Here is a 17,673-nt window from a genome sequence, read left to right as displayed (position 1 = left end):
AAGAATCAAGTTCTCAAAACTATGGCGAGACTGGTTATCCTGCTCGCTGTCGTAACGTGGGGCTCCTGGTTTTTCACCTTTGATGTGACAGACTTCGCCTACGATCGATCCAGTCGCTGGGTCAACCAATTGAGTTGAGCAATCTGGGTATGCGCATCGATTGCTCGACAACGCAAATAGGCGCTTTACCGTCGGTCGTGACGGCGACTTCGGGCCATCGGGCATCATGCGCTCACACTTTTTCGTCCAGCATTTCTTGGGTTGAACGAGCGGTCGAATTCGGAATAAGCAAATGCATACCCTAACACCTTCACGTGTTACACGCTACTTCACCGGCGGAGCGTCGACGAACGGCTTCTTATTGCGATATAGCTCTAGCCGTTCCGTTAACTCTGGTCTGCCCTCATCCTCTTCGATCAGTGCGATCGCTTGTTCCTGGCGCTGGACCGCCTGCGCAAAGTCGCCGGCGGCGGCATGCGCGGCGGCGAGCGTATCGATCACCGAACCGTCTTGCCATTGGCTTTCTTCGCAGGCCAGGGTCGCGACTTCCACGGCTCGCTTCGGGTTGCGATACTTCTTTTCGGGACAGGTCGCCAACACCCAGCCAAGGTGGTTCTTGACGTCGGGGTAGGTCGCGTTGACGGCGATCGTTCGTTCGTAGTCCTTGATCGCTTGCCCATACTTGCCTGCCATATCGCAGGCGAAGCCGCGGTTGTAGTAGAAGTAAGCGAGATTTGGATCGTTGGGATCGTCCGTCACTTTGTTCATCAAATCGATTGCGGTTTCATAGTCCGCCAACGCTGCATCGATATTCCCTAGGACCGAATAGCAGTTGCCGCGGTTGCAATAAACTGCCGGGTTGTCGGAGGTCTTGGCAACTTCCGTAAATAGTTCAATCGCCTTCTCGTACTCGCCATTGATGTAGGCGGTCTCCGCTGCGTCGTAACCGCTGGGCGAACCACAACCGATGAGGGCGAAGCTAAGCAGGCAGAACGTTGATAGGAGCTTTGCTGACATGGACTGTCCTGGGGAAATGTTGACGCCGCGCACTTTGATCGACTCGCGTTTGGCGGTCAATTATACACGGGAGAAACGGCGTCAGTTCTCAACGAAGGACTGTCAGGAAGATGTTTTCTTTTCGCGCATAAACGCACTGTTTTGGGGCAGGCCGCGTCGGCAGATATGCAGCCGTATCCATCTCGGCAGGCACGGCCTACCCTACCTTCTAGCGTTTGGCGGGCGTGCCGTTTTTGTTGAGTAGCGGCGGGGTTTTTCCCGAGACAGGACGCGTTTGGGTCGGCTTCAGGTGATCGGTCTCGGTCGCCGTTTTTTGCCAGAGAGCGGAAAGCTCGGCGACCACTTCGGGATGTTGGTCAGCTACGTTGTGCAGTTCGGTTCCATCGTTCTCGATATCGTACAGCTCCCACTGCGACGCCCGATGGGTGACTAGCTTCCATTTCCCTTTTTGGATGGCGCGGTTGGTGGCGAAGTGGTAGTAGAGGAAGTCATGGCCTTGGCGAGTCTTGCCGGCCAAAATCGGCAGCAGCGACTTGCCTTGGAGCGGCTCTAGGTTGCGGCCAGACCACTGGGCAGGATACTCGGTTTCGCCCAGTTCGATGCAGGTCGCCATCACGTCGATCAAGTGAGCCCGTTGGTCGGTGATCTCGCCCGGCTTGGTTTTTAGCCCGGCCGGCCAATGGGCGATCAGCGGCGACGAGATCCCACCTTCATGCTGGTTTTGCTTGTGCAGGCGAAACGGCGTGTTGCCGACGTGCGACCAGCTGGTGTCGTAACACCAGTACGAGCGAGAATCCCACGGATCGAACTCTTTTCCCTTGGTCCGATCAAACGGACAAGCGCCGTTGTCGCTGCAGATCAGGATCAGCGTGTTGTCGTAGACCCCTTTCTCTTTCAGGAACTTCACCAGTTGGCCGGTCGTTTGATCAACGCGGTCGACCATGCCGGCGAACGCGGCCATCCGGCGGCGCTCCCAGTCGCGCTGCTCTTCCGATAGTTCGTCCCACGCCGGCACATGCTCTGGCCGGGGTGATAGGGCCCAGGCCTTCGGGATCAGGCCCATCTCCAACTGCCGCTGGTACCGGGCGGCCCGCAGTTTGTCCCAGCCTTCTTCGTAACGATGTTCGTACTTGCGGAAATCTTCTTCGCGGGCCTGCAGCGGATAGTGGGGCGCGTTGTGGGCGACATACAGGAAGAACGGTTTGTCGGGATCTTCTTCCATGGCCTGGGTCAGGAACTTCTCGGCCCAAGCGATATTGGCGTCGGTGGTATAAAAGTCTTCGTCGAAGTCGTTCCATTTTTTGCCATTGAGACGGAACGTGTCGTCGCCGACGAAGAAGTTGGTCGCGCCGGAGAGGTGGCCGAAGTACTTTTGAAAGCCGCGATCGGTCGGCTCGGCGCCCAGATGCCACTTGCCGACCATCGCCGTGTGATATCCAGCGGCGCCAAGCACCTCGGCGATCGTGACGCCGCGGCTTAACGACTGTGCGCCAGCTTGATCGCAGTAGAGCCCGGTCAATAGCGACACCCGCGAGGAATGGCATTTGGCGGTATTGCAAAAGTTGCGGAACCGCAGACCGCCGTCGGCGAGGGCGTCGATATGGGGCGTTTCGATCTCGCTGCCGTAGCAACCAAAGTCGGAATAGCCAAGATCGTCGACCATCATCAGCACGACATTGGGGCGATCGCCGGCATGGGCGGCAGCGACCCACAGAGACAACAGTAGCAAGGTGACGCAGCGAGAGAGGAGGGGAGCAGGCATGGCAAGTCGCGAGGGGATCGGAGATTTCGTTGCGGGTGATTCCGGCAGTATAGACGGAAACGCGGGCCCGTCCGAACGGATCTTTCGCATCGGGGCTGCTTTCAGCGGAGAAATCTCCGAAAGCGGCCGGGATCGAGATTGCGGGACTTGGGAAAAAAAGAACCCGCCTACTTCGCCGCGAGCAGCGCAGCAAAAAAGGCGCTGCCGGTCGGCAACGCCTTGCTTGATGATTGATAAAGCCGAAAACCTACCGGCGTGATCGGCCCGTCTTCGACGTTAGTTCAAAATCGAACGTGTTGTCGCCAGGCTGAACGTCGGCTTCGAGTTCGCTCTTGATGTTGTAGCGAGCGGGGATTCGGGGTTTGCCGGACTTGGTCGGCCGGCTGCGCTGGACCTCTTCGGTGTCGGATTCGTCCTGGGCAGGTTCATCCTCTTCTTCGCTCGGGGCAATCTCTACGCGATTGCGGCCGACTTTCGTTCCGCGCGTGTCCCGAATGTAGGTCAGTTCGTACTGGCCGTTGGCGTCGGTGCGGCCATGGGCTGGACGACCGCTTTCGGGTTGAAAGACGACAACGACGCCACTCAGGGGAGTGCCGTCGATGGTGATGGTGCCATGCACCCGGCCCAAGTCAGGTTGATCACTAGGACCGCCGCAGCCTGGCAGGCCCAGCAATATCACCGACAGGGCCACCGCCAGGCGACCAGCTTGTTTCGATTTCACAGGACAACTCTTTTGTGGGTTGAAGGAAATTGAGATTTCCGCTTGGCCGCCGCCGCTGTGGGATTGACGGCGCGGCCTTTTCGGTTGGCAAATGACGGCTTAGTAGGCGCCCAGAACTTCGCCTTCGCGGCGAGTGCTAAGGCCTTGATAGGTCGCCATGTTCATGTTTTCCGACAGGAAGCGGATGCTGCCGTCTCCCATGCAGAAGTTGGCGCCGCCGGGATGCCAGCTGCCGGCCGCTTCTTCCGAGCCGCCGTTGATCGGATCGTTCCCTTCGGCGGCGATCAGATACTCGGTCATTTCGGAGGGGGGATTGCCGTCGGCCCCGGACGAGAAAATGGCGCGACGATCGGCGCCATTGCTCCAATACCCGATGGTATCGCCCCCCGTGTCGACGACTTCGCTGACAAAGATCGTGTTGGACAAACCGTCTCGCACGTCCGCGAAGCGAGTCTTGCTATCGACGTAAAAAATGCCATTTCCGTTCATGCAGCCCCAATCCTCGGAACGCATGTCGTCGAGATCTTGGATGTCGGATGATTTGCAATTGTCACCGCTGCTGCCGATCCGGGTTCCCATATTGCCGTTGTAGTTGGACGGCTGGTAGCCATTTTTTTGTGGGCCATTCGTGACGTCTTCTTGGGAAGGGCACCAGAAGGCCTTGACGACGGTCGCCTGCACGATCAGCGGTTTGCCCGAGCTTTGGCTGCCCGATTCGTTGCCCCAACCGTCGGAGCCCTGGATCGCGTCGAACAACGTGTTCTGTTCGAGAAAAGAGAGAATGTTGGAGTGCCAGGTCCAGCCATGGCCGCTGTAGGAGGTCGCGGACGGCGAACCTTGATTGCCGGCCGAGAGTGAATTGTAAGTGTCGTGGTAGTTGTGCAGCGCCAGCCCGATCTGCTTCAGATTGTTTTGGCAGTGCATCCGGCGAGCCGCTTCGCGGGCCTGTTGGACGGCGGGTAGCAGCAGCCCGATCAAGACGCCGATGATCGCGATTACGACCAGCAGTTCGACCAGGGTGAAGCCGCGACGGCGAGATTTGAGACCTGAAGAAGTACCGAGGCTCATTTCATCAACTCTTTAGAAATAGGAGGAAAGTGTTTCGATTAACACGATGGCGAAGCGAGCACGCGACCGCTTCCGACTTGATTCGGGTCAGTAGAAAAAGTTGAGCGAGGCGAAACAATCGCTCTTCCCGCGGAGTGCCGGTTATTCATTGAAACCTAATAAAACTTAGTATGTATATTGTAGATATGGGGGTTCGATGTGCGGCGGATCGGAGAGTCTTGTGCGCAAAACAGAGAAATAAGGATTCGTACATCGGCGACGGGCATGCCCGATGGGGCAGGTGGCGAATGGAGAGATCTTTGCCGGTAAAGCGTTAATAGCGGTGTGTAAGGGTGTTGAGTTTTGTTAGTCAGTGTGGGGGACGCTCGCCTGGCGGAGGTAGGGGAGCGTCGTCAAGCCAGGGGCCGCGGCAATATTAGGTTGCGGAGAATCTCAAGATAATTGATAACAAACAAACTACCCCTTTATGTGGTTACTATTTGTCCCATAGTGAGGCCCCATCATGCGAAAACTGATTCTGCCGCTCGTGCTTGTCTGCTGCATCGGCGCCGTAACGGTCGCCGTCGCCAAGAATGACAAAAAGCAAAAGCCCCGTCCGCAAGGGACGTTTGACGTCGAGATGGTTTCGCTTAGCAACGGCCGCTGGGTTGCGATTCGTTACAACCAGGTAACCGGCGAATCGGTCGAGATGCAGGAAGGCGCCTGGGTGAAGATCGAGCCTTCCCGCGATTTGAAAGATCGAACCGGCGCCTATCAAGTCAAGCTGATGCAAACGCAGCCGGGCCGCTATGCGGCGATCTTGTTTGACGAAGATGACGGACAATCGTGGCACTTGAACGATGGCCGCTGGTTGCCGATCGCCGGGACGTAGCTCTGCGGGGGCCTGCCCTGCAAGAGGCAAGAAATGAAAAAGGACCGCCAAGCTTGGCGGTCCTTTTATCGTTGTAGTTCGCTTAGCGACTAGTTCGCCGGACCGAGGAGCGCCAACAGAATCATGAGCAGCACGGTGATCACGAGTTGGGCGACCAAGTAGGTCGTCCATTTCGGCATGATCGCTTGCGTCTGGAGCTTGTCCATTTTGACCCAGCCCATGATGTAGGTCAGCAGCGGTCCGAAGCCGCTGCAAAGCGTCAGCACGATGCAGATAATGCCGAGCGTCGACTCATCGTTGCTAAACATCCGCATCAATACTTGAATGAAGTAGATCAACTGGAGAATTCCGAGCACCAGTGCAACGATAGCGAGAAGAATTACCAAGATCATTAACATCGCTGTGTTCCTCGAGTTAGAGATTGTCCTGCAACTGCCGCCCAATATATCGGGCGGAAGTTGTGAGGAGCTAGAAAAAAACGGCAAGTAATTCCAGAAATGCCGTTTCTGCGTAAAGAAATCTGTCGTTGATAGTGCGGTTGGCCGGACGGTTACGTTTGAGGAACTAGGGAATCCAGGCTTTGATTACGGTTTCTTGCCGTATGCTTGGGCCGGATCGACTAGCCGCTCTCCTAGAATCATCGTTTCGTCCTGGCCGATCTGGCGGAAGAAGCAGGTTCGATATCCTTCGTGACAGGCGGCGCCTTCTTGCCGCACTTTCAGTAACAGGCAATCGGCGTCGCAGTCGACGAAGATGCTGACGACCGTCTGAACGTGCCCGCTTTCTTCTCCTTTGCGCCACAGTTTGCCGCGACTGCGGCTGAAGTAGACGGCTCGCCCTGTAGCGAGCGTTTCGGCAAACGCCTCGGGGTTCATCCAGGCCATCATCAAGACCTCGCCATTGTCGGCGTCTTGGGCGATCGCGGGGACCAGTCCGCCCGCTTTGGCGAAATCAGGTTCTCGGGGCAGGGAAATGGACATCGCGGGCTTTCCAGATAAATAAGTGCTACTCGATTCAGTTTTCGACAGGAATCGATGTCGGGTCAACAGGGTCGCTCAATTGTTGCGTGGCCCCGACTAGTCTACGGGCGGCAGACTCGCGGTTTACCCCTTTGCAAACGTCACAACCCAACTTTACGGCACGAACCGGCTAAGCAAGCGCGAAACGGGGAGATTGAAAAAGCCCCGCGCTTCCGCCGATCTTTCCCAATGTGGGTGCTATCACGCCGCTATGGCCTGACAATGCGCCCCGCTGTGGAACGAATCCCGGTTAGAAGTGTCGTCACGAAGTCGACTCGAGTGAAGAGAGGTGAGACGTTGGACAAGTCGCTGAGCCTAATCATGCCGGTTCATAACGCGCAGCAGTGGCTGGCGCGCGACGTCGAACGTCTGCTCGACGTATTGCCGGAACTGACCGACCATTTTGAGCTGGTCATCGTCGACGACGGATCGACCGACCACACCGAAGAAGTGGCCAAAGACCTCGGATACCTGTATCCGCAGGTGAAAGTACTTCGCCACGCCCGCTGCCGTGGAATCGCCTCGGCGGTCGATACCGGCAGTCAGCAGGCGGTGGGAGAAGTGGTGCTGATTCATGATGCCCGCAAGCCGGTCAGCGAAGCCGACCTGGTGGGGATGTGGCAGATGCACCAAGAGAACGCCGCCATTCCGGTCGCGGCGGCGCCGCAAGTTCCGAGCAGCCCCGGTCTGGGGATCGACCAGAACCTGCTCGAGCGGCTGATGCAGTGGGGCTCGGACGTCAAGAAAGAACGCCCGGCGCATTCGCCCGACCTGATGCCGCGCCCCAACTTCCTGCGGAAGATCGGCAATTTCGCTCTAGGCGAATAAATCTGGGAAAAAACTAACATCCGAATTGCCTGCGCTAGGCGTCGGCTTGTGGCATCGATTTGAAAATAGCGGATAAGTATTTCTTGAATTGATCCGCCATCTCCGGTAGAATCTAGAATCGCCAAAGAGGACTTCCAGGTCCATTCTTCCTAAAAGAGGCACTTTCGGATTTATTTCGTGCCTGGAGGGTTACTCAGGCGTCCCATCACTTCGGGGGTCGTACAGTACTTGCTGTAGAATCGTCTGCCGCAGGTCGAGGCTCATCAAAAAGCGGCTCCCGATAAAAACTAGACGTCGAATACGCGGTCAAAACGACTCAGGACAGTTGATTGGCGTAGCGGCGGGTTAGCGGAACAGAGTTCAATTTCCAATCGATCGGGCAATTTTTTTCCATTCCGACTTGTTCGGAACGATGTTGCTGCGCGGTCGGAAACTTGTATCTTTGCTTTCGTTCTCCCTTTCGGCGTCACCGGAACTTAGGGAGGACAGATTATGGCAACGGTTCCTTTCGAACTGACTCGCGGTTCGTTGGCCTTTGTATCTCCGCGCATTCGGACGCAGCCTGAGAGGCCGCTGCATCGAATCCGGGAGGTGCGCAAAGAACAAGGCGTATCGCTCCGCACGGCAGCTCGACGGCTTGGCATCACCTCTTCGCAAGTGCGCGACGAAGAGGAAGAGACGTCTGATTTGCTCCTGACCCAGCTCTATCGCTGGAGCCAGGCCTTGGACGTCCCCGTGCAAGATCTATTGGAAGAGCCGGAGTGCGATCTCTCGGCTCCAATTCGGCAACGGGCGAAACTGGTTCGCGTGATGAAGACCGCCAAGGCGATCCTCGAACGCTCCAAAGAATCGAGCGTTCGCATCATGGCCGAAACGTTGGTCGATCAGCTCAACGACATTATGCCCGAGCTGAACGAAGTCAACGCGTGGAACAATGTCGGCCAGCGCCGCTCGCTGGACGATCTGGGCCGCACGGCGCAGCGCAGCATCTCGGACGATTCGATCCTGCGAGCGATGCGCGATTAGAGCAGCGGCACGTAAGATTCACCGCTTGCGCGGCATGGTCGCCTCGCCGACCGCCGCGCTTAGCGGGAATCTGCGCAAGAAACTACCGACGAAAAACTGCCCGACGTAGTTTCCCTGGGCGTCGACTTCGATGCGATGAAACAGGTGGGGAGACAAACTGCCGTCGCTCCGCCGAATCCAATACCATTTGCCCGTGACGAAACCTAGCCGCTCGGCAAGTTGTCGTTCGTCTGGCGAGATCGGCTTGTCATGAGTTGGTCGCGCCATGGTACGCTGCTTGCCGAGTTTTTTTGGATGAGCATGTCTTTCAACGTGTGCCACTGCTGGCTTGTCTAGCAGTGCATACGGTATCTAGGCGATCTTTCTCTATTTCTTCTTCCGCAACGTCCGTAGCGCCCGATGGACAATTCTTTTCGTCTGCGGCGTCTTCGATTCGGCCGTCCAGCGATCGCACGTCTTGATCACCCAGTCAGGCTGCGACTTGCTGGCGTCGTTCAGCCAGTTGGCGACCGAGTCTTGCACGTACTTCGCGTCGTCACTGTGGCACGCGTCCAGCAATTCCGTCATCGGCGTCGGGTCTTCCTTCAGCCGTTTGAGATGCGCGCACCAGACGCCGCAGGGACGTGTCGCTTCGATCGCAAACCGGCGAACGAACGGATCCTTGTTCTCGGCCCACGGTTGCAGGCGATGGACCTCGTCGATCAGCGCGTCAGACGCTGGCGCGCGTACCGCCATCCAGGCGATTTCGCGCACCCCGGCGTTCGGATCAATCGCGAACTTGCGTACCCGTTTCAGTCGCTGCGGGAAGGTGAGCTTGGGATTGGCCGTGTCGGCGAATGCGGCCCAGATGCGCACCGTGTCGCTGGCGTGCTGCGTCATGGCTGCGAAGATCGCATCCGATTCTCTTGCGCCCCCGAGCGTCTGATGAAACGCGGCGCCGATGCCGCTACAGCGCTGCATGATGCCAGATTCGCTGAGCGCCCGCGCCTCTTTAAGCAGCGACTTTTGTGCGGCCGCGTCGGTCAGGCCGATTTGCGGCAAGATCGCTTTGAGCAGCTTCGCCTGGTCGATGATCAGCCATTCGACTAGGTTGCGCGATTCGATCTGCCCGGCGTTCATCGCCCTCAAGACGTCGGCCGGCACTTCGCTACCGCGACGGGCCGGCTTTCGGGCTTTCAGTTCTTCGATCGTGCGCGGCACGGCGACTAACCGTTGCCGACAGTCGAGTCGAAGACGCGAACCTTTTCCCAGGTCTCCTTGTTGTTGGCGATGAACTCCAGATGGCGTTCCGCCGTCTGGTAGGCGTTTTGCGATTCGAGCGAATCGAAAATCACGTGCAGCGCGACGTCAAAGTCGCGGTCGTTGACCGGGCGATCGAGTTCCGGCGTTAGCAAACCGGCCGAGTAGTACAAGCAGCCTGGGTGCCCGGTCAGGTATTTGTGGCACTCGGCGACCAGCTTTTCCTTCGCTTCGACCGACTGGTCTTTGAGGGTAAAGAAAACGTTGTGAGCGATGTGCTTACGTTCGGACATAGGGCTCTCAGCTGGAATCAAACAAGTGTCAGGAAAAACGTACTCTAACGCGACTTCGCCCGATCGGCAATCGGCGGGGCTTGATAGCCATGCCGACGATAAAAAGCGACCGCCGGGGCCCAGGTCGAGAGCGTTTCGGCCGAAAGCTGTCGTACGCCAGCGTCCCAAGCCGCATTTTCGAGCGCCTGCAGCAGCGCCGAGGCGACGCCCGATCGACGCGCCGCCGGATCAACCATCAGCCAGTGGATCTGCCCCGCGTCGCCGTCAACTTCCAGCGTGATCGTCCCGATCGGTCGGTCGCCGTCGTTGGAGATCGCCCACCACATGTGCTCGGGCGAGAACCAGAGGCGATCGAGTAGTTCGCGGCGGAACCTCGTCTCAGGCCATGGGGCACGTCCACCAAGGAAGCTCTCGCTATGGAGGCGGAGCCAATCTTCGATGCTGGGGCGGTCTGCAAAGGTAATGACAGAATGTTTGCCATCGCGTGTTGGCTTAGGCCGTGCTGACAATCGCTTCGTCAAGTCGACTGGCAAAGACATGGGAAGTGCAAATCTCGGGGAATCCGGGGAGACTGTCGGCGAGTCTGTCGAAAATCCTCATCGCCGCAAGATCGTTGTCAGGTTTATCATGCGACCCGCCTATCGACCAAGTGGTGCGGCATTCGCGTCTTGGACGCTATTGGCGATCTTGTTGGCCGCGATACTTCGATTCGTCGTACTCGCCATCTATCTAGCTGGCTACTTCGTCGACGTCATCTTCCCAGCTATCGCTGGCGCGCTGAATGGCGGAATGAATTACCTGGCGGCGCGGGCATTGTCGCAACGCGTTGGCGCGGCGATCTGCTTCGGCGTTTACTTTGGCGCGAGAACCTTTTTGCGCTCGTGGAAGAGTTGCTGGCGGCGAACCAACAACAGGCTCTATCGGCCGTCGCCGCCGGCTAATTCGGCATAACCCGTGAAAGAAAACCGCCAGGCGGATTTGGCGGATCTTGGCCATTCTGGCGTTCCCAGCGGTCATGTCGGCGTTATTCTTTGACTGAAGTTCCCATTTTTAATTCTGTAAGTGTTGCTAGCACTTGGGATTGCGCCAATATGAGCGTTTCGTGAACGCTAAGTTTCTGTGTTTGAGAGAATTCTTTCACGTACTGATTGTTTTTCGTCAGAAGAGAATGCATAATCTAGGTCGAGTAAAGAAAGACGATAAACTGCTACCCTTGAGGACCTCCAGACGATGCAAGCGGAAGTGCGGAGAGCACGACTGTTAGAGCTGGTCCGGTCGCGCGGCTTCGCCTCGCTACCAGATTTGGCCAGCGAGCTGGAAGTCTCGGAATCGACGGTCCGGCGTGACCTAGATTCGTTAGAGGACCTCGGTTCGGCCAAGCGGACGCATGGCGGCGTCTTTTACACCGGCCCGGCCCCCAATCTCCCGCATTTTGAGCTCCGGCAAGAAATGCAGTGGGAGAAAAAGCGGCAGATCGCCCGCGCGGCGAGCACGTTGATCGAAGATGGCGACACGGTCCTTTTAGACGGCGGAAGCACGACCTACGAGCTGGCTCAGCTGCTGGTCGGACGAACGCTGCAAGTGGTCACCAACTCGCTGCCGGTCGCCAACCTGTTTATGGCCAGCAGCACGACCGATTTGATTTTTGTCGGCGGCTACGTCCACAACCGAACCGGCGTTTCGGTCGGACCGTACGCCACCGAGATGATCGCCAAACTAAACGCTCGGCGGGCGGTCCTCAGCACGGCCGGCATCACCGAGCAAGGACTTTACAACAGCAACCTGTTGTTGGTCGAAACCGAACAAGCGATGGTCCGCGCCGCCGGCGAAGTGATCATCGTCGCCGATAGTACGAAGTTTGGACGGCAGAGCCTGGCTCACCAATGTCCGCTGGATGAGATCGACCGCCTGGTGGTCGATGACCAAATCACGCCGGATTGGCTCGAAGTTTTGCAGACGGCGGGGATCGATACGATCGTCGCCGACAGCTCGACGCCGCCCGAGGCCGTACGCTAAACCCACCGTAACCCCCGTCGATTTTAAAGCGCCCTCCCATGACGCAAGCTCCGACTCTCGATCGCACGACGATCGAACGAATCGTTCGCCAGATTGTCGCTGGCAACGCAGTGCCGGCCGCCGCCGCTCCGGCTGCGGGTGAGCCGTCCAAGTTGGTCGTCAGCATCTCGGCGCGGCACGTTCATCTGACCGACGCCGACGTTGAAACGCTGTTTGGCCCCGGCCACACGCTGACCCCGATGAAGGACCTGTACCAGGACGGCTTTTACGCCGCCGAAGAGACCGTGATGGTCGTCGGTCCGCGTCGCCGCATGTTGGAGAAGGTTCGCATCTTGGGGCCGACCCGCGACTATAGCCAAGTCGAATTGGCCTTTACCGACGCGATCTCGCTGGGGATCGACGTGCCGGTCCGCGCCAGCGGCAAGATCGCCGGTACGCCTGGTTGCGTGTTGGTTGGTCCGAAAGGCGTGGTCGAACTGCGGGAAGGAGTCATCCGGGCCGAACGCCACGTCCACATGAACAACCGCGATGCGCAGGCTTATGGCGTCGCCAATGGCGATCGCGTCAACCTGCGGATCGTCTCCAACGGCTGCACGACGACGTTTGAAGACCTGCTAGTGCGGGCCGATGACGTCAGCAAGCTGGAAGTTCACCTCGATACCGATGAGGGGAACGCCTGCAACTTGGACGCAGCGACTGAAATCAAGCTGGTGAAGCAAGAGCCGTGCGGGTGCAAAAAGCACTAAGCGCAAGGCTTTGATCCGGCAAAGCGAATTACGTCCGCACCGGCCAAATTGAGACTGCACCATGACGAAGCTTGGTCGGTCGCGGACCTTTTTTTAGAACAAGTTGAATGTGACGCCGCCAAGCGACAGCAGACGCGGCGAGTTGAAATTTCGTTTCCTGTTTTTTGTATCGGGAGAGACACCCCATGGCGAAGGCAATGGAAGCGTTGGGCATGATCGAAACGAAGGGTTTTATCACCCTCGTTGAGGCGACCGACGCGATGATGAAAGCTGCGAACGTGAAGTTCGTCGGCTGGGACAAAATTGGCAGCGGTTTGGTTTCGGTCTTTGTGACGGGCGACGTCGCTGCGGTCAAAGCCGCCACTGACGCTGGCGTTGCGGCGGCTGGTCGCGTGGGCGAAGTGGTCGCCGTGCAGGTGATTCCGCGTCCGCATGACGATCTGACGGTCGTGTTGCCCCCCTCGGTGACCTACGGCGGTTCGGCTGGCTAGTCTCTCCCCACCCACTCACGAACATTCCCCACAGGAATTGAAAACGATGCAAACTGCAATTGGTCTGATTGAAACCAAGGGATTGGTCGGCCTGGTCGAAGCGACCGACGCGATGGCGAAGGCCGCCAATGTCACGATTACGAAGCGCGTCAACATCGGCGGCGCCTATATCACCGCGGTCGTCACCGGCGACGTCGGTAGCGTTCGCGCGGCGGTCGAAGCGGGCGCCTCGGCGGCTCAGCAAGTTGGCGAGTTGGTCGGCAGCCACGTGATTCCGCGTCCGGCTGACGGTCTGGTCGACGCTTACTTCAGCTAAGTCGCAACAAGGTACGACGCTCGTTTTTTTACCCGGTACGCACAGGAAGGAGCCTTTACGCCATGAAGATTTTGGTAGCCAACCTCGGTTCGACCAGCTTCAAGTACCGCCTATACGACATGGAGAGCGAGACCCAGCTGGCCCGCGGCGGTATCGACCGCATCGGCGGCAGCGAAAGCTCGTGCTCGGTCGAGATCGGCGACTGGAAGGAAGATCGAACCGCGCATGTCCCGGACCACGCAGTGGCGGTGCAGCAATGCCTGTCGCAGCTGACCGATGCCGAGCATGGTTGTCTGAAATCGGCGGACGAAGTCGCCGCGATCGGATTCAAGGCGGTCCACGGCGGACGCGTGTCGGGCGTACAACGAGTGACGCGGGACGTGCTGGAAGCGATGGCGGAGATGAGCCCCGTCGCCCCTGCGCACAATCCTCCTTACATCAACGCAATGCGTTTGTTGGGAGAGAAGCTTCCCGAGATTCCATTGGTAGCGGCGTTTGAAACCGGTTTTCATCAAACCATTCCCGATCGGCTTCGCTATTACGCGATTCCGAAAGAGTGGTCGGACCAGTACCAAATCAAACGCTGGGGTTTTCATGGAGCGAGCCACCGTTACATCGGCGTTCGCTCGGCCGAGCTATTGGGACGCGACGACCTCCGCGTGATCTCATGCCATCTCGGCGGCAGCAGCAGCTTGTGTGCGATCCGCAACAAGCAAAGCGCCGCAACGACGATGGGCATGAGCCCGCAAACGGGGCTGCCGCAAAACAATCGGGTCGGCGACTTTGACGCCTACTTCCTACCGATGCTGATGGACAAGACCGGCAAGTCGCTGGAAGAACTGCTCGCTTATCTTGGCGGCCATGGCGGTCTGCTTGGGATCAGCGGCGGGATCAGCGGCGACATGCGGGACCTAGAGAACGCGGCCGCCGAAGGCAGCGCCGACGCCAAGTTGGCGATCGACGTCTATATCAGCGAGATCCGCCGCTATTTGGGCGGCATGCTGGTCGAGCTGGGCGGAGTCGACGCGATCGTGTTCACCGGCGGAATCGGGGAGAACGGCAAGCAAGTGCGGGCTGACGTTTGTGCGAACCTGAGCGAACTTGGAATCGAACTGGACGCGGCGAAAAACGACGCGGCCAAAGGCGAGTCGGCCATTCACGCCGATGACAGCAAAACGCAGATCTGGGTTATCCCGACCAACGAAGAGTTGATCGTGGCCCGGCAAACCAAGCAACTGTTGGAGAGCTGATCGATGTTCATCGCGAAAGTGACCGGCTCGGTCATCGCCACGCAAAAAGTGGACTCGATGGTCGGCAATAAGTTGCTGGTCGTCGAACCGTACCGCTTAGAGCCAAGCGAACGCAAAAAGCTGGTTACGACCGGACGAACCTTCATTGCGGTCGACATGCTCGGATCGGGGGTCGGCGACTTCGTGCTGATCACGCAAGGCTCCAGCGCCCGGCTGACGCCGGAGACGAAGAGCCTGCCGATCGATTGCGTGGTGGTTGGCATTGTCGACCAGGCTCACATCGATGCGGCCTGCGTCTATTCGCGAGAAGAGATGCCGGCGGAAGAAACGCCGCCGGTCGAAGCGAAAAAGCCGAAGCCGAAAGCGGCGGCCAAACCGGCGCCCAAGCCGGAACCTCCGCCACAGCCGGAGCCTGAATCGGAGCCGGAGGCCGAACCCGAGGCCGACTCGGACGAGTAGTTTTCCCCCACACAGCGACACCCCGCGCGGCTTGGCCGCGCACCACGATAACGAAAGTTTTCGCCATGCAAATCGACGAATCCTTGATCCGCAACGTCGTCGCGCAGGTGCTGGCCGAAGTCGGTCAGGCGCCGGCCGCTACCAGCGGCTTCACCGGACGCCGCGGCATTTTTGAATGTGCCAACGAAGCGGTCAGCGCCGCTCGCGAAGCGTTCGAGCGTCTGTCGGAACGGACGATCGCCGATCGCAAGCAAGTCATCGACATCATCCGCCAGATTGCGATGGACCAGAAGGTCGAACTCGGCACGATGGAGATGAACGAAACGCAGATCGGTCGCTTGCCGCACAAGATCGAGAAGCTCGAAACGCTCGGCAAGATGACTCCCGGCGTCGAGTTCCTCGAAAGCAAAGTCTACAGCGGCGATCATGGCCTGGCGATTATCGAGCATGCACCGTTTGGCGTGATTGGCGCCATCACGCCGGTGACCCACTCGCTGCCGACGATCACCGGCAACGCGATCAACATGATCGCCGGCGGCAACACGCTGGTCGTCAACCCGCATCCCGGCGGCAAGAAGGTCGCGGTCGAAGGAGTGCGTCGCTACAACGAAGCGATCTTCCGCGCTCTCGGCATCGATAACCTGATCTGCGTGATCGCCGAGCCGACCCTGGAATCGGCCGATATCATCTTCCATCACCGCGACGTGGCGATGATCTGCGTCACCGGCGGTCCTGCGGTCGCCAAGGCGGCGCTCAATAGCGGCAAAAAGGCGGTCGTCGCCGGGCCGGGCAATCCGCCGGTCGTCGTGGACGAAACCGCCGACCTCGATCGCGCCGCTCGCTGCATTATTCAAGGCGCCGCCTACGACAACAATCTGCTCTGCATCGCCGAGAAAGAAGTCTTCGTCGTCAACTCGGTCTTCGACGACCTGATGAAGGCGATGGATCGAGCCGGCGCCGTCCGTTTGAACTCCGCTGAAATTGATCGCCTGACCAAGGTGGCGATCTCGGAAGTCGAAGTGAACGGCAAGAAGAAGATGGTCGCCGCCAAAGACTTTATCGGTAAGGACGCCGCCGTCTTGGCTAAAGCGGCCGGCAAAAGCATCAACCCCGGCGTCGAGCTGGTCTACGGCGAAACGGACGAGCACAACCCGTTCGTGCCGGTCGAGCAGATGATGCCGTTCGTCCCGTTCGTTCGCTGCCACGATGTGGAAGAAGCGATCGACAAGGCGAAATACTATGAACATGGCTTCCGGCACACGGCGATCATTCACTCCAACGACGTTCGCAACATGACCCGCATGGGCCGGGCGATGGATACGACGCTGTTCGTCAAAAATGGACCCTGCATGGCGTCGCTGGGCTTGGGAGGCGAGGGTTACGTCTCGTTCTCGATCGCCACGCCGACCGGCGAAGGGGTGACGACGCCGCTCACGTTTACGCGTGAACGCCGTTGCTCGCTGATTGACGATTTGTGCATCCTCGGTCACCCGGGCAAGAGCTAACAACGATGAATCTGGCGAAGGTAGTCGGCACGGCGACCAGCACAGTCAAGCATCCTTCGATGCAAGGCTGGAAGCTACTTGTCGTGCAACCGCAAATGGCCGATGGCGAAACGCCCGATGGGTATCCGCTGTTGGCGGTTGATGCGGTCGGCGCCGGGCCAGGCGAAACCGTCATGATCACCAGCGACGGTCAGGCGACCCGCGAGCTGTTGGGTTTCCCGAAGACGCCGGTTCGCTGGACGGTGATCGGAATCGCAGACGAATAGACGAGACGTTTAGAGACCAACATGCAACTGAGCCCGGAACAAGTTGATCGCATTGTGCGGCTGGTCGTCCAGCAGGTACGTGCGCTCGAGAAGAGTCCGGCAGCGACCAGCGTGCAGCTTGCTCCGAGCGTCGAGATTTCGAGCGACGGCAGCGAAGTGGCGCTGGCCGACAAAGTGGTCACGGTAGAGACGCTGGAAGGAAAGATCGGCGGCGCCAAGTCGCTGGTCGTTTCCCCCAAAGCGATCGTGACTCCGGCGGCTCGCGATCAGCTGCGAGAGAAGGGCGTGCGACTGCTTCGCGACAGCGAAGCGGCCAAGCGGGCCAAGAAGCCGGTCGAAGTGTTGGCTTTTAACGCCAGCGGCGTGATGTCGTGGCGCGAGCGAGGGCCTGTGGGCGTCTTTATCGATTTGACGTCAACGGTCAAGCAAGCCGCCTTGGCGGTGAAACAAGACAAGATTGTGATTCTGCTGACCGAGTCGCCCGAGGCGGCTTGTTGTGCGGCGAATCGCGATGCAACGATGCGGGCGGCGTCGGTTGATTCAATCGACGCTTTGGATCGCGTGCTGCCGCAAACGGCGGCCAACGTGATCGCGGTGGATCCGGGTAAGATTGCTCGCGACCAGATCGCCCTGTTTTTAGAAACGATTCATCGGCATCAGACCGTCGCCGCACCGGCGGCCCTGAAGCCTTAGCAGTCCATTGATTTTCTCAACGGGCTGCTGGATCGCAGGGATGCGATCCCAAAATAGCGACGTAAGTCGTTATTTTGGGAGCCGCGA

General features: G+C 58.7%; 23 protein-coding genes. 12 read left to right on the top strand and 11 right to left on the bottom strand.

Annotated features, from left to right (window positions below):
* Positions 1-324: 324 nt before the first annotated feature.
* The 4 genes from Enr8_RS22965 to Enr8_RS22950 all read right to left on the bottom strand — a co-directional run bounded on the left by Enr8_RS22965 (position 325) and on the right by Enr8_RS22950 (position 4,568).
* Complete coding sequence (locus Enr8_RS22965; protein ID WP_146436248.1) at positions 325-1,017, bottom strand: tetratricopeptide repeat protein; 693 nt, start codon at positions 1,015-1,017, stop codon at positions 325-327.
* Positions 1,018-1,225: 208 nt separating this feature from the next.
* The gene (locus tag Enr8_RS22960) at positions 1,226-2,779 is read right to left on the bottom strand and encodes an arylsulfatase (RefSeq protein ID WP_186767821.1); all 1,554 of its coding nucleotides are present in this window, start codon (positions 2,777-2,779) and stop codon (positions 1,226-1,228) included.
* A 247-nt stretch (positions 2,780-3,026) separates the two neighbouring features.
* Positions 3,027-3,500: a transthyretin-like family protein gene (locus Enr8_RS22955; protein ID WP_146436244.1), complete on the bottom strand. Its 474-nt coding sequence runs from the start codon at positions 3,498-3,500 to the stop codon at positions 3,027-3,029.
* Between the two features lie 99 nt (positions 3,501-3,599).
* Positions 3,600-4,568 carry a DUF1559 domain-containing protein gene (locus tag Enr8_RS22950; RefSeq protein WP_146436242.1) on the bottom strand — a complete coding sequence of 323 codons (969 nt, stop codon included), beginning with the start codon at positions 4,566-4,568 and terminating at the stop codon, positions 3,600-3,602.
* A gap of 502 nt (positions 4,569-5,070) precedes the next feature.
* Between Enr8_RS22950 and Enr8_RS22945 the strand changes: the two genes are divergently transcribed.
* Positions 5,071-5,439 (top strand): hypothetical protein, encoded by a 369-nt coding sequence (locus Enr8_RS22945; protein ID WP_146436240.1) that lies wholly within the window; start codon positions 5,071-5,073, stop codon positions 5,437-5,439.
* An 89-nt stretch (positions 5,440-5,528) separates the two neighbouring features.
* Here the strand turns inward: Enr8_RS22945 and Enr8_RS22940 are convergent, their stop codons facing one another.
* Both Enr8_RS22940 and hisI read right to left on the bottom strand, forming a co-directional pair.
* The gene (locus Enr8_RS22940; protein WP_222434929.1) at positions 5,529-5,837 is read right to left on the bottom strand and encodes a hypothetical protein; all 309 of its coding nucleotides are present in this window, start codon (positions 5,835-5,837) and stop codon (positions 5,529-5,531) included.
* Between the two features lie 186 nt (positions 5,838-6,023).
* Positions 6,024-6,419 carry a phosphoribosyl-AMP cyclohydrolase gene (gene hisI, locus Enr8_RS22935; RefSeq protein WP_146436236.1) on the bottom strand — a complete coding sequence of 132 codons (396 nt, stop codon included), beginning with the start codon at positions 6,417-6,419 and terminating at the stop codon, positions 6,024-6,026.
* A gap of 336 nt (positions 6,420-6,755) precedes the next feature.
* On the opposite strand from hisI, the gene Enr8_RS25615 reads away from it, so the two are divergent.
* Both Enr8_RS25615 and Enr8_RS22925 read left to right on the top strand, forming a co-directional pair.
* Positions 6,756-7,286 (top strand): glycosyltransferase family 2 protein, encoded by a 531-nt coding sequence (locus Enr8_RS25615; RefSeq protein WP_222434928.1) that lies wholly within the window; start codon positions 6,756-6,758, stop codon positions 7,284-7,286.
* A 591-nt stretch (positions 7,287-7,877) separates the two neighbouring features.
* Positions 7,878-8,312 (top strand): helix-turn-helix domain-containing protein, encoded by a 435-nt coding sequence (locus Enr8_RS22925; RefSeq protein ID WP_186767819.1) that lies wholly within the window; start codon positions 7,878-7,880, stop codon positions 8,310-8,312.
* Between the two features lie 18 nt (positions 8,313-8,330).
* Here the strand turns inward: Enr8_RS22925 and Enr8_RS22920 are convergent, their stop codons facing one another.
* The 5 genes from Enr8_RS22920 to Enr8_RS22900 form a co-directional block, all read right to left on the bottom strand.
* On the bottom strand, positions 8,331-8,579 hold the full coding sequence (locus Enr8_RS22920) for a hypothetical protein (RefSeq protein WP_146436230.1): 249 nt from the start codon (positions 8,577-8,579) through the stop codon (positions 8,331-8,333).
* A 99-nt stretch (positions 8,580-8,678) separates the two neighbouring features.
* Complete coding sequence (locus tag Enr8_RS22915) at positions 8,679-9,512, bottom strand: DNA alkylation repair protein (RefSeq protein WP_146436227.1); 834 nt, start codon at positions 9,510-9,512, stop codon at positions 8,679-8,681.
* Between the two features lie 5 nt (positions 9,513-9,517).
* Complete coding sequence (locus tag Enr8_RS22910; protein ID WP_146436225.1) at positions 9,518-9,844, bottom strand: Dabb family protein; 327 nt, start codon at positions 9,842-9,844, stop codon at positions 9,518-9,520.
* 44 nt (positions 9,845-9,888) lie between these two features.
* Positions 9,889-10,383, bottom strand: a complete 495-nt coding sequence (locus tag Enr8_RS22905) for a GNAT family N-acetyltransferase (RefSeq protein WP_146436223.1) — start codon at positions 10,381-10,383, stop codon at positions 9,889-9,891.
* A 190-nt stretch (positions 10,384-10,573) separates the two neighbouring features.
* The gene (locus tag Enr8_RS22900; protein WP_146436221.1) at positions 10,574-10,840 is read right to left on the bottom strand and encodes a hypothetical protein; all 267 of its coding nucleotides are present in this window, start codon (positions 10,838-10,840) and stop codon (positions 10,574-10,576) included.
* A gap of 234 nt (positions 10,841-11,074) precedes the next feature.
* Between Enr8_RS22900 and Enr8_RS22895 the strand changes: the two genes are divergently transcribed.
* The 9 genes from Enr8_RS22895 (at position 11,075) to Enr8_RS22855 (ending at position 17,586) form a co-directional block, all read left to right on the top strand.
* Positions 11,075-11,860: a DeoR/GlpR family DNA-binding transcription regulator gene (locus tag Enr8_RS22895; protein WP_146436219.1), complete on the top strand. Its 786-nt coding sequence runs from the start codon at positions 11,075-11,077 to the stop codon at positions 11,858-11,860.
* A gap of 38 nt (positions 11,861-11,898) precedes the next feature.
* Entirely contained in the window at positions 11,899-12,606 is a 708-nt protein-coding gene (gene pduL, locus Enr8_RS22890) for a phosphate propanoyltransferase (protein ID WP_146436217.1), read from the top strand.
* Between the two features lie 185 nt (positions 12,607-12,791).
* Positions 12,792-13,097 (top strand): BMC domain-containing protein, encoded by a 306-nt coding sequence (locus Enr8_RS22885; RefSeq protein WP_146436215.1) that lies wholly within the window; start codon positions 12,792-12,794, stop codon positions 13,095-13,097.
* Between the two features lie 46 nt (positions 13,098-13,143).
* On the top strand, positions 13,144-13,413 hold the full coding sequence (locus Enr8_RS22880) for a BMC domain-containing protein (protein WP_146436212.1): 270 nt from the start codon (positions 13,144-13,146) through the stop codon (positions 13,411-13,413).
* A 62-nt stretch (positions 13,414-13,475) separates the two neighbouring features.
* On the top strand, positions 13,476-14,663 hold the full coding sequence (locus Enr8_RS22875) for an acetate/propionate family kinase (RefSeq protein ID WP_146436210.1): 1,188 nt from the start codon (positions 13,476-13,478) through the stop codon (positions 14,661-14,663).
* Between the two features lie 3 nt (positions 14,664-14,666).
* Positions 14,667-15,122: a EutN/CcmL family microcompartment protein gene (locus tag Enr8_RS22870; RefSeq protein ID WP_146436207.1), complete on the top strand. Its 456-nt coding sequence runs from the start codon at positions 14,667-14,669 to the stop codon at positions 15,120-15,122.
* 65 nt (positions 15,123-15,187) lie between these two features.
* Positions 15,188-16,627 carry an aldehyde dehydrogenase family protein gene (locus Enr8_RS22865; protein ID WP_146436205.1) on the top strand — a complete coding sequence of 480 codons (1,440 nt, stop codon included), beginning with the start codon at positions 15,188-15,190 and terminating at the stop codon, positions 16,625-16,627.
* 5 nt (positions 16,628-16,632) lie between these two features.
* Positions 16,633-16,893 carry a EutN/CcmL family microcompartment protein gene (locus Enr8_RS22860; RefSeq protein WP_146436202.1) on the top strand — a complete coding sequence of 87 codons (261 nt, stop codon included), beginning with the start codon at positions 16,633-16,635 and terminating at the stop codon, positions 16,891-16,893.
* Positions 16,894-16,914: 21 nt separating this feature from the next.
* Entirely contained in the window at positions 16,915-17,586 is a 672-nt protein-coding gene (locus Enr8_RS22855; RefSeq protein ID WP_146436200.1) for a hypothetical protein, read from the top strand.
* The last annotated feature ends 87 nt before the right edge of the window (positions 17,587-17,673 follow it).

The sequence above is a fragment of the Blastopirellula retiformator genome (assembly GCF_007859755.1).
Classification (GTDB): domain Bacteria; phylum Planctomycetota; class Planctomycetia; order Pirellulales; family Pirellulaceae; genus Blastopirellula; species Blastopirellula retiformator.
The sequence above is the reverse complement of the archived record's forward strand: the minus strand, read 5'-3'. Positions and strand labels throughout refer to the sequence as shown.

Excerpts from the sequence above, each read along its gene's own strand:
- Enr8_RS22965 (WP_146436248.1), bottom strand. The coding sequence starts at position 1,017 with ATGTCAGCAAAGCTCCTATCAACGTTCTGCCTGCTTAGCTTCGCCCTC.
- Enr8_RS22960 (WP_186767821.1), bottom strand. The coding sequence starts at position 2,779 with ATGCCTGCTCCCCTCCTCTCTCGCTGCGTCACCTTGCTACTGTTGTCT.
- Enr8_RS22950 (WP_146436242.1), bottom strand. The coding sequence starts at position 4,568 with ATGAGCCTCGGTACTTCTTCAGGTCTCAAATCTCGCCGTCGCGGCTTC.
- Enr8_RS22945 (WP_146436240.1), top strand. The coding sequence starts at position 5,071 with ATGCGAAAACTGATTCTGCCGCTCGTGCTTGTCTGCTGCATCGGCGCC.
- Enr8_RS22940 (WP_222434929.1), bottom strand. The coding sequence starts at position 5,837 with ATGTTAATGATCTTGGTAATTCTTCTCGCTATCGTTGCACTGGTGCTC.
- hisI (WP_146436236.1), bottom strand. The coding sequence starts at position 6,419 with ATGTCCATTTCCCTGCCCCGAGAACCTGATTTCGCCAAAGCGGGCGGA.
- Enr8_RS22920 (WP_146436230.1), bottom strand. The coding sequence starts at position 8,579 with ATGGCGCGACCAACTCATGACAAGCCGATCTCGCCAGACGAACGACAA.
- Enr8_RS22910 (WP_146436225.1), bottom strand. The coding sequence starts at position 9,844 with ATGTCCGAACGTAAGCACATCGCTCACAACGTTTTCTTTACCCTCAAA.
- Enr8_RS22905 (WP_146436223.1), bottom strand. The coding sequence starts at position 10,383 with ATGTCTTTGCCAGTCGACTTGACGAAGCGATTGTCAGCACGGCCTAAG.
- Enr8_RS22900 (WP_146436221.1), bottom strand. The coding sequence starts at position 10,840 with ATGGCCAAGATCCGCCAAATCCGCCTGGCGGTTTTCTTTCACGGGTTA.
- Enr8_RS22895 (WP_146436219.1), top strand. The coding sequence starts at position 11,075 with ATGCAAGCGGAAGTGCGGAGAGCACGACTGTTAGAGCTGGTCCGGTCG.
- pduL (WP_146436217.1), top strand. The coding sequence starts at position 11,899 with ATGACGCAAGCTCCGACTCTCGATCGCACGACGATCGAACGAATCGTT.
- Enr8_RS22885 (WP_146436215.1), top strand. The coding sequence starts at position 12,792 with ATGGCGAAGGCAATGGAAGCGTTGGGCATGATCGAAACGAAGGGTTTT.
- Enr8_RS22880 (WP_146436212.1), top strand. The coding sequence starts at position 13,144 with ATGCAAACTGCAATTGGTCTGATTGAAACCAAGGGATTGGTCGGCCTG.
- Enr8_RS22875 (WP_146436210.1), top strand. The coding sequence starts at position 13,476 with ATGAAGATTTTGGTAGCCAACCTCGGTTCGACCAGCTTCAAGTACCGC.
- Enr8_RS22870 (WP_146436207.1), top strand. The coding sequence starts at position 14,667 with ATGTTCATCGCGAAAGTGACCGGCTCGGTCATCGCCACGCAAAAAGTG.
- Enr8_RS22865 (WP_146436205.1), top strand. The coding sequence starts at position 15,188 with ATGCAAATCGACGAATCCTTGATCCGCAACGTCGTCGCGCAGGTGCTG.
- Enr8_RS22860 (WP_146436202.1), top strand. The coding sequence starts at position 16,633 with ATGAATCTGGCGAAGGTAGTCGGCACGGCGACCAGCACAGTCAAGCAT.
- Enr8_RS22855 (WP_146436200.1), top strand. The coding sequence starts at position 16,915 with ATGCAACTGAGCCCGGAACAAGTTGATCGCATTGTGCGGCTGGTCGTC.